Source organism: Agrobacterium sp. SUL3, from assembly GCF_001263295.1.
GTDB classification, from domain to species: domain Bacteria; phylum Pseudomonadota; class Alphaproteobacteria; order Rhizobiales; family Rhizobiaceae; genus Agrobacterium; species Agrobacterium tomkonis.
The window spans coordinates 163874-177851 of record NZ_KQ414503.1; the positions used below are offsets into that span (position 1 = coordinate 163874).

14 protein-coding genes are annotated in these 13978 nt (G+C 58.8%); 4 read left to right on the top strand and 10 right to left on the bottom strand.

The window, feature by feature from the left end:
- Window positions 1–44 precede the first annotated feature (44 nt).
- Entirely contained in the window at window positions 45–1061 is a 1017-nt protein-coding gene (locus AKG12_RS13505; protein ID WP_052819193.1) for a DUF1402 family protein, read from the bottom strand.
- Window positions 1062–1291: 230 nt separating this feature from the next.
- On the opposite strand from AKG12_RS13505, the gene AKG12_RS13510 reads away from it, so the two are divergent.
- Window positions 1292–1960: a transglutaminase-like cysteine peptidase gene (locus tag AKG12_RS13510; RefSeq protein ID WP_052819194.1), complete on the top strand. Its 669-nt coding sequence runs from the start codon at window positions 1292–1294 to the stop codon at window positions 1958–1960.
- Between the two features lie 46 nt (window positions 1961–2006).
- On the opposite strand, the gene AKG12_RS13515 is transcribed toward AKG12_RS13510, so the two are convergent.
- The 7 genes from AKG12_RS13515 to AKG12_RS13545 all read right to left on the bottom strand — a co-directional run bounded on the left by AKG12_RS13515 (window position 2007) and on the right by AKG12_RS13545 (window position 8650).
- Window positions 2007–2219: a hypothetical protein gene (locus tag AKG12_RS13515; protein ID WP_225338387.1), complete on the bottom strand. Its 213-nt coding sequence runs from the start codon at window positions 2217–2219 to the stop codon at window positions 2007–2009.
- A 265-nt stretch (window positions 2220–2484) separates the two neighbouring features.
- Complete coding sequence (locus AKG12_RS13520) at window positions 2485–3570, bottom strand: ABC transporter ATP-binding protein (protein ID WP_052819195.1); 1086 nt, start codon at window positions 3568–3570, stop codon at window positions 2485–2487.
- Complete coding sequence (locus tag AKG12_RS13525) at window positions 3567–4394, bottom strand: carbohydrate ABC transporter permease (RefSeq protein WP_046801001.1); 828 nt, start codon at window positions 4392–4394, stop codon at window positions 3567–3569. The genes AKG12_RS13520 and AKG12_RS13525 overlap by 4 nt, the downstream gene beginning before the upstream one ends.
- Window positions 4391–5293 carry a carbohydrate ABC transporter permease gene (locus AKG12_RS13530; protein ID WP_046801000.1) on the bottom strand — a complete coding sequence of 301 codons (903 nt, stop codon included), beginning with the start codon at window positions 5291–5293 and terminating at the stop codon, window positions 4391–4393. The genes AKG12_RS13525 and AKG12_RS13530 overlap by 4 nt, the downstream gene beginning before the upstream one ends.
- A 113-nt stretch (window positions 5294–5406) precedes the next feature.
- A complete protein-coding gene (locus AKG12_RS13535) occupies window positions 5407–6639 on the bottom strand; it encodes an ABC transporter substrate-binding protein (protein ID WP_052819196.1) in 1233 nt (410 codons plus the stop codon).
- A gap of 61 nt (window positions 6640–6700) precedes the next feature.
- Window positions 6701–7603 carry a sugar phosphate isomerase/epimerase family protein gene (locus AKG12_RS13540; RefSeq protein ID WP_046800998.1) on the bottom strand — a complete coding sequence of 301 codons (903 nt, stop codon included), beginning with the start codon at window positions 7601–7603 and terminating at the stop codon, window positions 6701–6703.
- Between the two features lie 12 nt (window positions 7604–7615).
- Window positions 7616–8650, bottom strand: a complete 1035-nt coding sequence (locus tag AKG12_RS13545) for a Gfo/Idh/MocA family protein (RefSeq protein WP_052819197.1) — start codon at window positions 8648–8650, stop codon at window positions 7616–7618.
- 139 nt (window positions 8651–8789) lie between these two features.
- Here AKG12_RS13545 and AKG12_RS13550 point away from each other — a divergent pair, with 139 nt between their 5' ends.
- Window positions 8790–9824, top strand: coding sequence for a LacI family DNA-binding transcriptional regulator (locus tag AKG12_RS13550; RefSeq protein ID WP_046800996.1), 1035 nt, complete (start codon window positions 8790–8792; stop codon window positions 9822–9824).
- Between the two features lie 25 nt (window positions 9825–9849).
- On the opposite strand, the gene AKG12_RS13555 is transcribed toward AKG12_RS13550, so the two are convergent.
- Both AKG12_RS13555 and AKG12_RS13565 read right to left on the bottom strand, forming a co-directional pair.
- Window positions 9850–10728 (bottom strand): hypothetical protein, encoded by an 879-nt coding sequence (locus AKG12_RS13555; RefSeq protein WP_052819198.1) that lies wholly within the window; start codon window positions 10726–10728, stop codon window positions 9850–9852.
- Between the two features lie 185 nt (window positions 10729–10913).
- Window positions 10914–11687 (bottom strand): SDR family oxidoreductase, encoded by a 774-nt coding sequence (locus AKG12_RS13565; RefSeq protein WP_052819200.1) that lies wholly within the window; start codon window positions 11685–11687, stop codon window positions 10914–10916.
- Window positions 11688–11824: 137 nt separating this feature from the next.
- Here AKG12_RS13565 and AKG12_RS13570 point away from each other — a divergent pair, with 137 nt between their 5' ends.
- Complete coding sequence (locus tag AKG12_RS13570; protein ID WP_052819201.1) at window positions 11825–12724, top strand: LysR family transcriptional regulator; 900 nt, start codon at window positions 11825–11827, stop codon at window positions 12722–12724.
- A 135-nt stretch (window positions 12725–12859) separates the two neighbouring features.
- A complete protein-coding gene (locus tag AKG12_RS13575) occupies window positions 12860–13909 on the top strand; it encodes a LacI family DNA-binding transcriptional regulator (protein ID WP_052819202.1) in 1050 nt (349 codons plus the stop codon).
- Window positions 13910–13978: the final 69 nt, after the last annotated feature.

A 13978-nucleotide genomic window follows, 5' to 3' on the forward strand; every position in this document is an offset into this window, starting at 1 on the left:
TGTACAATCTAGGCGATTGACTACTATTCGAAAACAAAAAAGCGTTATCGCGTTTTTTTGCCGATGTCCGATGTCGTTCGCTGGTCGACGCCCTTGCCGTCAAGAATGTTTTTCAGGATATCGAGGCGGTCGTTGATCAGCCATCCATAATAATTTTCAACCGGCAGGCGGGTTTTTGCGCCCGCATCCACGGCTGCCCGCAGGCGTTCGGCGCGCCGCCTTGGCTGGCCGACATTGTAGAGCGTCGCGGTAATTCCGGGATTACCTGAGATATCGAAGCCCTTTTCCCGGTAGGCATCGATGGAATCCCTGAGGATGGCGGCGATGTAGATGATGCTGCGGTCGGGATCCATAACGTCGTGGTAGATGTCCTTCGGCCTCTCCGCCGTGAGTTTCGGCAGGCCGCTCGTCCTGTTGACGAGATCGGTGACCTGCAGGGCCGTCAGCGGGCTGATCTGGCCAAGCCCAAAGGTCTGCCCCGCATAAAACGGCTGGAAGAAGGCACGCTGGAACGAGATGGCCTCGTATCTCGCACCATCCACGACCTTGCCGCGAAAGTCCTCATCCCAGACGGTGTCGCGGCAGCTCCATTGTTCGGAGGTGGTGGGAAGCGGCTCGCAGGACCGGAATTCCGGCCGCTGGAGGAATGTCTTCAGGGAAACGCCATTATAGCTGAACCTGATATCGAGTTCGGCGTAGGAAATCGCCTTGACGTAATAGGTCTGCAGGCGATCCACGGCCGAGACGTTGAAGGTATGTTCTCCGACGATGGCGCCGACAATATGTATCGGATCGATGCCATAGGCCGCTGCTGCCTTCCTGATCTTGCTGAGAAGGGCGGGCTCGCTGTTCAGGAGATCAATCGTCTTGCCGAACTTTTCCTCGTAGGTTGTGTAGAAAGCCTTGGTCCGGATCGCCGAGGCTTGTGGTATTTCCGGCTGCTGGGCGGAGCGATTTCCGGGAGGAACGACAGTCATCTGCTGCGCGACGGCGTAAGAAGGAAGGCAGGCCAGCGTCATGATGACGGTGGCTGTGCGGGTGATCTTCGCAAACAGGCTCATGCAACGTTCTCTGTAACGTGGATTTATCGTGGGTGTCGGTCTTTCTTAGGCAGGCCATCCATGCATGGCAAGTTTGCCACCGCTCACATTCCCGTTGTTGGCCACTGCGAAGGGTGTCGCACGACCTGGCGGTAGCAGGCGCGCCAATTTTCCGGATCGTTAAAAGTCGAGTGGTTTGTTTCATTTGAACTCAAACCGGCAGCGATAGGTCATGTCATCAGGAGATGAACATGAGCTATTTCAACAAATTGCTGCAGGCATGTTTTGTTCTGACCGTTGCCGGTCTGCTTTCACCGGCGGAGGCTTCGCCGTCGATGGCGACGGGCGCGATAACCTCCCAGCCGGTTGGACATTATGAATTCTGCCAGCGGCATTCGGCCGAGTGCCAGCCCATGAAGGCCATGCCACCGCTTCATCTCACGCCCGACAACTGGAAAACCATGGTTGCGGTCAACAGCGCCGTCAATGTCGAAATCGACCAGCGTTCCGATATGGAAGTATGGGGTTACGAGGACTATTGGGAATATCCCTACAAGGGTGCCGGGGATTGCGACGACATCGTGCTGGAAAAGCGCAAGCGGCTGATGGATATCGGTCTGCCGGCCTCCAACCTGTTGATTACCGTTGTCCGTGACGAGCGGGGAGATGGCCATGCGATCCTCACGGTGAGGACGGATCGCGGTGATTTCATTCTCGACAATATGAAGCCGACAATCCTTCGCTGGGACGAAACGCCCTATAGCTATCTCAAGCGTCAATCCACCGATCATGCCGGTCGCTGGGTGGATATTGATGGCTCCGGTTCGCCGGTCATCGCCGCGCGCGAGGTCGATCGTGGTACCGCCGTGCCCGCAACCACCGCGCGCCGCAACATCATCGATCTGTTCAGGAACCGCTGAACCGGGCGGCTTTGCGGGAAAGCTGCGGCTGAAAGCGTCGTAACGATCAGTCGCGGCGTTTCAGGGCGTCGACAGCGGCTTCGGCGCGTGCAGCGGCCTCGCTTGCTTCACGCGCAGCGTCGGACACGGCCTGTGTGTCGGTTGAGGAACCGTCATAGCCGCCCATGGCGCGCTCGCCTATGCCGATGTGAAAATCTTTCAGCTGGAAAGCCGCAAATGCCAGTGTGCCGGCGGCGGCGATGATAAAGCAGGTCGTCATGTTCAGCTTCATCTGCGTTTGTCTGCTCTTCAGTCGGTGATGTGCAATTCGGTTGCCTGTGACGAAAGCAGCCGATGAAGCGGCATATCAGGTTACCGACGGCGGCGTGGTCGATCGCAGCATCCGACTGCGATCACAGGCGCTGTTATATGTTCTCGTCGAGGATAACGCCACCGGGAAAAGGGTCTGGTCTCTGGCCTTGCAGCGCTCCCCGAGGTCATTGGAAATATCGCTTGGGGAGCGCGCTTGTTTTCCTGCCCTGCGCTTACCGTTTTGCGAGACCGGTGCCTGTTTCCTCATCAAAGAGGTGCAGATCGGTGGGGGCGATATCGAGACCTATGACCTCGCCGGCCTTGACCTCGCTGCGTCCCTGCACCGCGATAACCAGCTCCGTGGATGTGCCTGTTGTGAGGAAGGTGGCTGAGCCGGTGGTTTCCACGGCGGAAACGGGCAGCGTCAATGCCGCCCCGTTTGCCGCTGCTGGCCTTATGTGCTCCGGCCTGATGCCGACGACCACATGTTTGCCTGGCGGCAGGGCGGCCGGATTCCTGATCTGCTGCTGCGGCTCACCTTCGCCGAACCGCAATTGAAGCGAAGCGCCGTCCGGGCTGACGATGGCCGGAATGAAATTCATCGCCGGTGAGCCAATGAAGCCCGCCACGAAGCGGTTGACCGGGTGATCGTATAGTTCCAGCGGCGTTCCCTGCTGTTCGATGATGCCATCGCGCATGACGACGACATGATCGGCCATGGTCATCGCCTCGATCTGGTCATGGGTGACATAGACCGAGGTTGCGTGCAGGCGGTCGTGAAGCGCGCGGATTTCCTTGCGCATGTGGACGCGCAGTGCGGCGTCGAGATTGGAGAGCGGCTCATCGAACAGGAAGGCCTGCGGATTGCGGATGATCGCCCGGCTCATGGCCACGCGCTGGCGCTGGCCGCCGGAGAGTTCACGCGGATAACGCTTCATCAGCTTGGAAAGTCCTGTCGTTGCGGCAACCTCTTCGGCTGCCTTGCGGGCCTCGGCCTTGGCGACGCCACGCATGCGCAGCGAATAGGTGAGGTTTTCCTCCACCGTCATATGCGGATAGAGCGCATAGGATTGGAACACCATCGCTACATCGCGTTTGCGCGGCGGCACGCCGTTCATGAGCGTGCCGGCGATGCGCATGTCACCGGCCGATATGGTCTCCAGCCCGGCCAGCGAACGCAAAAGTGTGGATTTACCGCAGCCGGAGGGGCCGACAAGTGCCACGAAGGTGCCCCTCTTGATGGAAAGGTCGATATTTTTCAGGGCATGAAAGGCGCCGTAATATTTGTTGACGCCGGAAAGTTCGATTTGAAGGGTCATTTGAGTGCTCCTGAGGTCAGGCCGGACACGATGCGGCGCTGCAAGAGAATGAAGAGGGCGAGAATGGGCGTCACATACATGGTCGCATAGGCCATGATGTTGTTCCATTCGCTGGTATTGGGGCCCATGAAGGAATTGAGGCCGACGCTGGCGGGCTGCAATTCGGCCGCCTGTATCATCGATTTCGAATAGACGAATTCCCCAAAGGCCTGCATGAAGATGAGGATGGCGCTGACGAGGATGCCGTTTCTGGCAAGGGGCAGCACGATGTTGAAGAAGGCGCCGACCCGGGAATTACCATCCACCAGTGCCGCCTCCTCCAGCTCCTGCGGCACGGCCATGAAGGTGGCGCGCACAAGGACCACGAAGAACGGCATGCTTTTCGCCGCAATGGCGAGAATGACCGACAGGCGCGGATAATCCAGAAGCCCGAATTGCGAGAAGCCGACGAAGATCGGTGTGATCATCAGCGATGCCGGCAGAACCTGCAGCATGAGGATGAGGAACAGACCGATATCCACCCAGACATTGCGATAGCGCGCCAGCACATAGGCGCAACCGACACCGAGAATGGTGATCAGCAGCACAGCGCCGGAGGCGATCAGTACCGAATTCCAGAGATATCGGCCCATGTTGCGGCTTTGCCAGACATAGGCATAGGTCTGCCATTGCGGGTCTGTCGGCCAGAAACCGGGCGGATTGGCGAACATCTCCGATCCGCTTTTGAGCGAGGTCAGATACATCCAGTAAAGCGGAAAGAGGTAGATGATGGCGAGCACGATGGCGATTGCCAGCATCAGGCGGTTACGGTTGGTGGTGCTCATCCGCGCACCTCATGTCGTGTGGAACGCACATAGACGATGGAAGCCAGCATGACGAAAACGATCATGATGACGGAGATTGTCGCGCCCTTGCCGAAATCATATTGCCGGAAGGACAGGTCCCAAGCCCAATATTGCGCCACGTTGGAGCTGTTGTTCGGTCCGCCATCGGTAATGGCGGCGAAAAGATCGAATTGCTGCAGGGTAAAGATCAGCCCGAGGGAGACGATCGCGCCGATGGTGGAGCGCATCATCGGCAGGGTGATGGTGTAGAAGCGTTGCCAGGCGTTCGCCCCGTCCAGTTCCGCCGCTTCGTAAAGATCGCCGGGGATTGAGGCGAGGCCGACGGAAAGCAGGATCATGTTGAAGGAAGTGCCGAGCCAGACATTGGCGATGACGACGGCCCAGAGCGAAAAATTCGCATCCGAACGCCAGAAGATATTGCCTGAAATCAGGCCGCTTTCCCGCAGGAAGAAATTCAGCACACCGAAGTCGCCGGACAGGATCCAGTTCCAGATGGCGCCGACGACGAGGCCGGGCATGACCCAGGACACGAGGAACAGGCCGCGCAGCCAGGTGGCGCCCGGAAAATTCACCCAGAAGAACAGCGCCAGTCCGAAGCCGATGGCGAATTGCCCGGCAATGGAGGCGACGACGAAGGTGACGGTGTTGAAGAGGATCGGCAGGGTTTCCGGCTGCCGGAACAGATCGAAGTAATTCTTGAAGCCGACGAAGGGGCGCACGAAGGTGCCCAGGCTGAACATGTCGACTTCCTGAAAGCTCATGACAATGTTGTAGAGCAGCGGCAGACCCGCCATGACGAACAGGAAACTCAAGGGCAGGGCGACAAGGACGATGTCGAAACCGCGACCGTCACTGACGCTGGAAAACAGTTTTTTCATGAAACATCCTCGCAAGCTCCGCTTGGGGCCGCCGTCGCATTTTGCGACAGGCGACCCCACCGGGAGGAACCCTGCGGATGGGCGTCGGACACTCCGCTCGCCCGTCCGTCCAATCAGCCTTCGACCAGCTTTATCTTTTCAGCGGCCTGATCGAGCGCGGCTTTCGGCGTCATCTGTCCCGACAGGGCGCCCTGGATAGCGTCCTGAATGGCCTTGGAAATCTTCGGCCATTCGGGTGAGGGGCCGCGCGGCTGCGCATATTTCAGCTGCTCGACAAAGGTCTTCAGCGCCTCATCCTTCAGTGCATTGCCGGTTGGCGGCACGGGAACATCCGAGCGCGCCGGCAATTGACCGAAGTTCTTGAACATGTCCTTGTCCTGCGATGCGAAGAATTCGATGGCCTTGAATGCTTCTTCGGGATGTTTGGTCTTGGAGAAGATCGCCCAGTTATAATCACCCATGGCCGATGACCGGGGGGCGTCAGGTGTGGGCACCGGCAGCAAGGCGACACCCCAGTCGAACTTGGCGTCTTTCAGCATACGATCGATTTCCCACGGGCCGGAAATGACCATGGCGGCATTGCCGGCGTTGAATGTGGCGGTGGAATCCCACTGGCTGCGTGTCAGCGTGTCCGGTGACGCGAGCTTTTCATCCAGCATCAGTTTCCACGTTTCGAGCGCTTTGACGGCACCCTCGGTATTGATGTTCTTGTAGGTTGCGCCTGCCATCTGCGCCCAGGGCAGGAACTGGAAGGTGCCTTCCTCATTGGCCTTGGCGCTGAAGCTGATGCCATAGACGTTCTTTGAAGGGTCGGTCAGCTTGCGGGCCGCTTCCACCAGCTCGTCCCAGGTCTGCGGCGGTTTTGCCGCATCGAGCCCTGCGGCCTTGAACAGGTCCTTGTTGTAATAAAGCGCGATCGTATTCGTCGCCTTCGGCACGCCGAAATACTTGCCGTCCCACATCACCGATTTCAGCGGTCCGGGAAAATAGTTTTCCGTCTTGATGACATCCGACTTGGCGATCATGTCGGTCACATCAAGAAAGGCGCCGCGGGCGGCGAACATGGCGTGGTTGGGGTTGTCGATGGCGATGATGTCGGGCGCATTGCCGGTCGAATAGGCGCGCATCGCTTCGCTCACCACGTCATCGAACTGCAATTGCCGATATTCGATCTTGATGCCGTTATTGAGCTTGTTGAACTCGTTTATGAGGTTCGGTGCCGGCTGGATATCACGATCCAGCGACCACAAGGTCAACGTCACGTCCTCCGCGTGGGCGGCAATCGCTCCGGCGGATACGCCCGCCAGCACAAATACGCCGGCCATCATGCATTTCGCGATACCCATAATCTCCTCCTCTTGGTTATCGTCGCTGCAATTTTCGGAAACCTTCTCCCAAAGGCGTCCGTTATGTCGGGTCGACGACGAAATCGCCGCCGCGGCATTTTTTCAGATAGTTCAAGCCATGCACCTGGCCCGTCATTTCCAGCGCGTCGCGATAGACGGGGTCATGCCAGCCTTCGATGTCGATGGAGCCGGACCAGCCGGCAAGGCGCAGTTCGGAAATAATGTCGGTCCAGTTGCTGTCGCCGAAGCCCGGCGTGCGCATGAAGACGAATTTCTCCCTGCCGAAAATGCCGTGTTCGCGAATGACGTCCCAGCGGATGGTCGCGTCCTTGCCGTGCACGTGGAAAATCTTGTCCGCCCATTTGCGGATCTGCGGCAGCGGATCGATGAGGTAAACCATCTGGTGGCAGGGTTCCCATTCGATGCCGATATTGTCCTCAGGCGTTTCGTTGAAGATCAGTTCCCATGCGTCGGGATTATGGGCAATGTTCCAGTCGCCGGTCTGCCAGTTGCCGTCCATGGCGCAGTTTTCGAAGGCGATCTTCACGCCCTTGTCGGCGGCGCGTTTTGCAAGTTCGCTCCAGATTTCCTTGTATCTTGGCAGGCTTTCCGGCAGCGGCCTGCCGCGCAGCCGGCCGGTGAAACCCGCAACGCAGGTGGCGCCGAAATGATGGGCATTGTCGATGCAGTCTTTCCAGCCCTGCAATGTCTGAAGGTCGATCTCGGTTTCTTCCAGCGGATTGCCGAACATGCCGAGCGTGCTGATGGTGATATCACGTTCGCCGATCGCCTCGCGGCAGCGCTTGCCGAGTTCAGCGATGTCCTGGCCGTTGGTCGTCTGCCAGAAGAACGGCTCGAAGCTTTCAAAGCCGAGATCGGCGATCTGGCCGATGCGCTCGGCCGCCTGTCCCTTGGTGGCGCTGACCATGGTGCCGATGCGGATGGATTTTGCCGGATTGCTCACGTCTTTCAGTCCTTATGCTGCAATGGAAACACGCTGACCAAGGCGGGCGCTTTCAATCGCGCCGATCACCATGGCAAGGCTGTTGATGTTGTCGAAAGAGGCTGTTTCCGGCATTCGGCCGGTGCGGATGGACTCCAGGAACGAGAGAATGACGCTGGCGTGGCCGCGCGTATCCCGTTCAGAAACAGCATCGGAAACGTTTACGGTCGTAGAGCCTCGTAACAGGCCCTGTTCATCACCCGCCACGGAGGCCGAAAAACCGTCTTCTCCATCCCAGAGGATCATTCCCTTCGAACCGATCAAACGCCAGCGGGCTTCCCAGCTGGTTCTTTCACCCTCGGCGCACCAGGAGCCACGATAGGTGAAGACCACATCGTTGGAGAATTCGAAAATTGCATTTGCGCTTGCCCCATGGGCATACCAGGAACCAGCTGGATTCTTTTCCACGCAAAAGACGGAGAGGGGCTTTTCATTGGCAACAAAACGGGCGGCGTCAAAGGTATGGATCGCCATGTCGAGAAGCAGGACGTTCTTCATCTCCTCACGGAAACCACCGAAATGAGGACCAAGGAAAAAGTCGCAATGAATGGCCGTTAAGTCGCCGATGATGCCGTCTCCCACAGCGTGTCGTAGCCGCCGGATACCCGCCACAAACCGACGATTTTGCACCACCGCATGGACTTTACCGGCATTTTTGGCCAGTTCCACCAGGCTCGCAGCCTCTTCCATCGATGCCGCAAGCGGCTTTTCGCTGAGCACGTGGCACCCGGCCTCAAGGCCTGCTGCGACCACGGTAAAGCGCGCCTGCGGGATGACGACGTCAAATAATATGTCTGCTTTTGTTTGCGCCAGCACCTCACGGAGATCGGTGCCGATGACCGCGTCTGCCAGCCCGAATTCTTTGGCAAGCCCGCGGGCCGTGCTCTCATTCAGATCAACCAGCCCGGCGATCCTGATCGCGCCGGCAATTTCCGGCGTGGATTGAATGGCGCGCAGCCAGCCTTTGGCCATGGCTCCGCACCCGCATAAAACGGCATTGAATGTCATCTCATCTCCCCGGACTCTTTCGCAAACTCCTCTTTGCGCAGAGTATCGTAAACGTTTACGAGACTATGACGATGATGTTAGATATGTCAAGACCGTAGAGGGGCGCGTTGATGGCGCGCCGGGCTTTGGAGGGGATTGCATGAAAGGAATTCGTCAGCTTGCCGATTATCTGGAGATATCGATAGGCACCGTTTCCCGTGCCCTGAACGGCAAGCCCGATGTGAACGAGGAAACGCGCCGCCGTGTTCTGGAAGCGGCGGAAAAGCTTGGTTATGTCGCCAATCAATCGGGCCGCAGCCTGCGGCAAGGTACCACCAATGTTATCGGCCTGATGACCGGCAGCGACGCGCAGACGGTGGAGAATTCCGACAACTTCTTCATGGGCGTGACGGATGGTCTGCAAAGCGTGTTTTCCGGCCACAATCTCGATCTTATCGTTCTTCCCTGTCCGGGGGAGGAAGATCCGGACGAATATCTAAAGCGCATGGTGGCGCGCCGCATGGTTGACGCGATGATCATTTCCTCGACCCGTCGGATCGACAAGCGTGTGGATTTTTTGAAGCAGACCCGTCTACCTTTCGTCGCGCTGGGCCGCACCTCGTCCAGCACGGATCATGCCTGGATCGATCTCGATTTCGAAGGCGTGGCGAAAAGCGCCGTCGACCGGCTGGTGGCCGCAGGTCATCGTAGCATTGCGGTGGCGGCCGCCGATAACGACATCAATCTCGGTTATGTCTTTCTGGAGGCATATAAACGCGCCCTCGAGGAAAAAGGCATAACATACGATCCGTCTCTGGTTATCCGGACAAAATCGAGCGAGCAGGGCGGATATCATGCCGCCAGTGAGTGGCTTCAGATGCGCCCACGGCCGACGGCCATCGTGCTGATCTATGAGTTGATGGCTGTCGGTCTTTATCGGCGGCTTGCCGAAGTCGGCCTCAAACCGGGGCGCGATCTCGCCGTCATCGGCTTTCGTGATGGTCCACGCGGCCAGTTTCTGGAACCGCGCCTGACCAGTTTTCGCATGTCCCTGCATGATCTTGGCGTGACGGTTGCCCAGACGCTTCTATCGACCATGCCGGCCTTTGCGCCTTTCTATCCCGATCAGGCCCGCCATTGCATATGGCCGATGCTGCTTGTGGCGGGAGAGAGTGACCTTGCACCTGCACCTTAGGCGCCAGCGGCGGCTCGCCCTTATGTCAGAGTTTGTAGTCTTGAATGCTCACGACGCCGAACGGATTGAATTTGTAGCTATCGTCCTCATACCGCATGTCATTGGACAGGGTGGCCTGATGAGCCGTTACTGTCGTTTGCACACCATCGCGCGCCATCTGATCGGCAATATCGTCCATCAGCGCGGCGATCTTCAATTGCTCCGGATTGGTTGACGGCAGGTTTTCGTCTTTTCGGATGAAGCCCACCTCGACATCAGGCAGCCCGACCAGATGAAATCCGACGCTTGCCATGCCCTTGGCATCGTCGCCGATGGGGCGGCGTGCAAAAGCGAGACGGCAGGTTTTGGCGAGCGCCAGCAGATCACCGGAGGCGGCGTCGCTGCGCGACTGTTCGAAAAGCTCTTTCCAGCGTCGTGCTCCATGCGCGACGCCTGCGCTTTCGCCTTTGACGGCAATGGCGCCGTGGTCAAGCATATGTTGCACGAACTGCAAGGCCGTGGCGGATGTCATGACCGCGTTTTCTGCGGCCATCGACGGGCCAAGCACGTAAAGAACCGAGCCGTGTCCGGCGACAGCCTCTTCGTCAGCCTCCTGATAGGTGTCCGGATCAACACGGTCCCAGCAGACATTGAAGGAGCGCTCCATCCGGTCGTCCGGTTCATCCTGCGAATATTCTTCATCGATACTGAAATCGGCAGCAAATGTGTCGACTGCGGTGCGAGCGCTTTGTTGGAGCGCTGCCAGACCTTTTTCTGTTCCGAGGAAACACAGAACATGCCGGGGTTGGTACTCGGACCGGGATTCGGCAAAGGCCGAGGATTTGCTTGCCGCTTTGCTGAGGGATGGCGCTCCCAGAACAAGGCTGCCCAAAAAAGCGAGAACACCGCGACGCCCTGAATTCATCCGCTCCCCCTAAATGGCTCCGTGAACAGGATGGGGAGTTTTATATCGGTATATTCATTCAGGCCATATGACATATGTCTTTTTATGGTCCCGCGGCCGTCGAAATTGGTCATGCCCGCCAAAAGAAAGGTGGCGAAAACGTCTGCACGCTTCGCCACCACACCATCGAAGAAGATCAATCGAGATTATTTGGTGGTGTAACCGCCATTGACCAGAATGGTCTGCCCCGTCATCCACCAGCCGTCAGTAACGAGAAAGCGGATATAGGGAACGATGTCCTCGATATCGGTAAGGCCGGTTTTCGAGAAGCTGGAGAGTGCCGCGGCGCTCTTGTGATAGGCCTGCGCTTCCGGCGTCTCCTGCCCGTAGAAAAACGGTGTATCCATGGGGCCGGGGCCGATCGCCGTCACCGAGATGCCACGTTCGCCGAACTCCTTGGCGGCGGCGCGGGTGAAGTGCTCCACCGGCGCCTTGGTGCCGGCATAGCTGGCGTAAAACGGCGTGAATGCTCCAAGCAGGGAGGTAACGAGAGTGCAGATCTTGCCATTGTCATTGACGTGGCGGCCGGCCTGCTGGAGGAAAAAGAAGGCCGACTTGGCGTTGACGGCGGTCATCTCGTCATATTCGGCTTCCGATGTTTCGAGGATCGGTTTCTTCAGCACCTTGCCGACCGTGTTGATGGCGATATCCGGCCGGCCGATGGCGGCGACGGCATCGGCAAACAGTTTTTCGACCGCGCCTGCCGTGGTGAGATCGGCCTTAAGGGCAACGCCCTGCGCGCCGGCTGCCTTCACGGCCGCCACGGTTGCGTCGGCGTCGGCCTTTGTGGCGGGGCTGTTATAGTGGATGGCGATTGCGCCTGCGCCCTGGCTGGCGAAATCGCGTGCGATCAGCCCGCCGAGGTTTTTTGCGCCGCCGGCGATGATGATTGTTTTACCTTTGATGGAATGATCGGTCATGGGGTTGGCCTCCTTCTGTCGGTACACAGCGATGCCTGCTGCGCTTTCATGCAGCAAAGATATCGTCTAGAATTGCGTGATAAAGTCCGTCATTCTGACATGACTTGTCAGAAAATCCGCACAGTAAAGGATGTCCATTGGATCGCATCGACCTGTTCCGTATCTTCGCGCGTGTCGTAGACTGTGCGAGCTTCACGCGGGCCGCCGATACGCTTGGCATTCCGCGCTCCTCGGTTTCGGCAGCGGTGCAGGAACTGGAGGCGCGCGTTGGCGCACGCCTGCTTAACCGCACCACGCGCAAGGTCTCTCCGACCGAGGATGGGTCGGCTTTTTACGAGCGGTGCCAGCGGCTTATCGCCGATGTCGAAGATGCGGAAAACCTGTTCAGGCAAAGCGCGGCGCAACCCTCGGGGCGGCTGCGGATCGATGTGCCGGGCCGGATCGGACGCCTTGTCATCGCACCCGCCTTGCCGGAATTTCTCGACCTTTACCCGCAGATCGACATCAGTCTCGGCGTGACGGACCGGGCAGTCGATCTGGTGGAAGACAATATCGATTGTGTGCTGCGCGTCGGTGCGCTCAGCGATTCCGGTCTCATCGCAAGGCCGATCGGCAAGCTGCCGCTGATCAATGTCGCCAGCCCCGCCTATCTCGAGCGTCACGGCATGCCGCAGCTTCCCCATGATCTTTCCCGCCACTGGGCCATCAATTACGCTTCTCCTTCCAGCGGGCGCGTGGAAAACTGGGAATGGCTCGAAGGCGAGGCGCTGCATTCGGTTTCCATGCGCGGCCGCGTCACCGTCAATAGTGCCGAGGCCTATATTGCCTGCTGTCTGGCCGGTCTCGGCTTGATCCAGATACCCGCTTACGATGTCAGGCCGCATATCGAGAGCGGTGAACTGGTCGAGATCATGCCTGCCTATCAGGCCGAACCGATGCCGATGACGCTGCTTTATCCGCACCGCCGGCATCTGTCGCGGCGATTGCAGGTCTTTGCGGACTGGCTGGAAGCTCTGTTGCGGCAACGGCTTCTTTAGCCTGCCGGCACCATATTATTCGCGCGAGATTGTGCTGAAACAGTTGATTGATTTCCATCAGGAAGACGATAGTCGTTATAGCCGTGCGGGCGAAAATAATGACCGCACAGGCGGGCGATGCGGAGGAGCTTGGGGATGGTGTCGAAACGGCAGGGCAGGCGTGTCACGATCACGGATGTTGCCGAACGGGCAGGGGTCGGCACGGCAAGCGTCGACCGGGTCCTCAATGATCGCGGCAATGTCAGCGAGGCGGTCAGCAAACGGGTCCTCCAGGCGGCGAAGGAACTTGGCCTGCGTCGCATGTTGCCGCAGGCGCATCGCAGGCTTATCCGGATCGACGTCATCCTTGCCCGGCCGGAACTGCCGCTCATCGCCCGCATGGGGTTCGAGTTCCGGCGGATCGCAACCTCGCTCGACAGATCGATCGTTATTCACCGGACGGTGCTGGAGGATGAGCGGCCGGAAACCCTGGCGAAGGCGCTGGCAAAGACCGGCTGCGATGCGGTGGTTTCCTATATGCAGGATCGTCCGCTCGTTCATGCGGCGGTGGAGGAGTTGAGCGCGCGGGGCATTCCCGTCGTCACCGTCATCTCCGATGTTCCCGGCTCGGCGCGGATCGGTTATGCCGGAACGGATCACTATCGCGCCGGCCGCTCGGCCGGTTATTTCATCAGCAGGATGGCGCGCAAACCGGGGCCGGTCATCCTGTTGTGCAATCATCTCGGCTTCCAGTCACATGCCGACCGCGTGCGCGGTGTCACGCAGTTTCTGGCGGAAAAGGCGCCGGGCTGGCATGTGGCGTGTATCGTCGAAGGGGGCGACGACCGCGCTCGCTCGGAGCTTCATCTGCGCGAGGCCTTTCATGCCGAACCCGATACTGTCGCCGTCTATAATGTGGGGGCGGCCAATATCGGCGTGGCGCGGGCCATCCGCGCCGATATTCTCCCGGATCGCCCCGTCTTTGTCGGGCACGAACTGACGCGCAATACCGCCGCTTTTCTGCGGGAAGGACTGATGTCGCTCACGATCGACCAAAGCCCGGAACTGCAGGTGCGGCTGGCGGTGAACATCCTGCTTCGCCATTTCGAATTCTTCGATGCCGGGCAGGGATCCTTTCCGCCTGAAACGGAGGTGCCTGTCGTCCTTTACGGGCCGGAAAACCTCCCGAATCCGCTGCCTTTCTGAGAGGCCGCACGGCTGATGGTTTTCCATCAGCATGGCATTTGCCGGACATGATGCACCGGGGCATGTTTG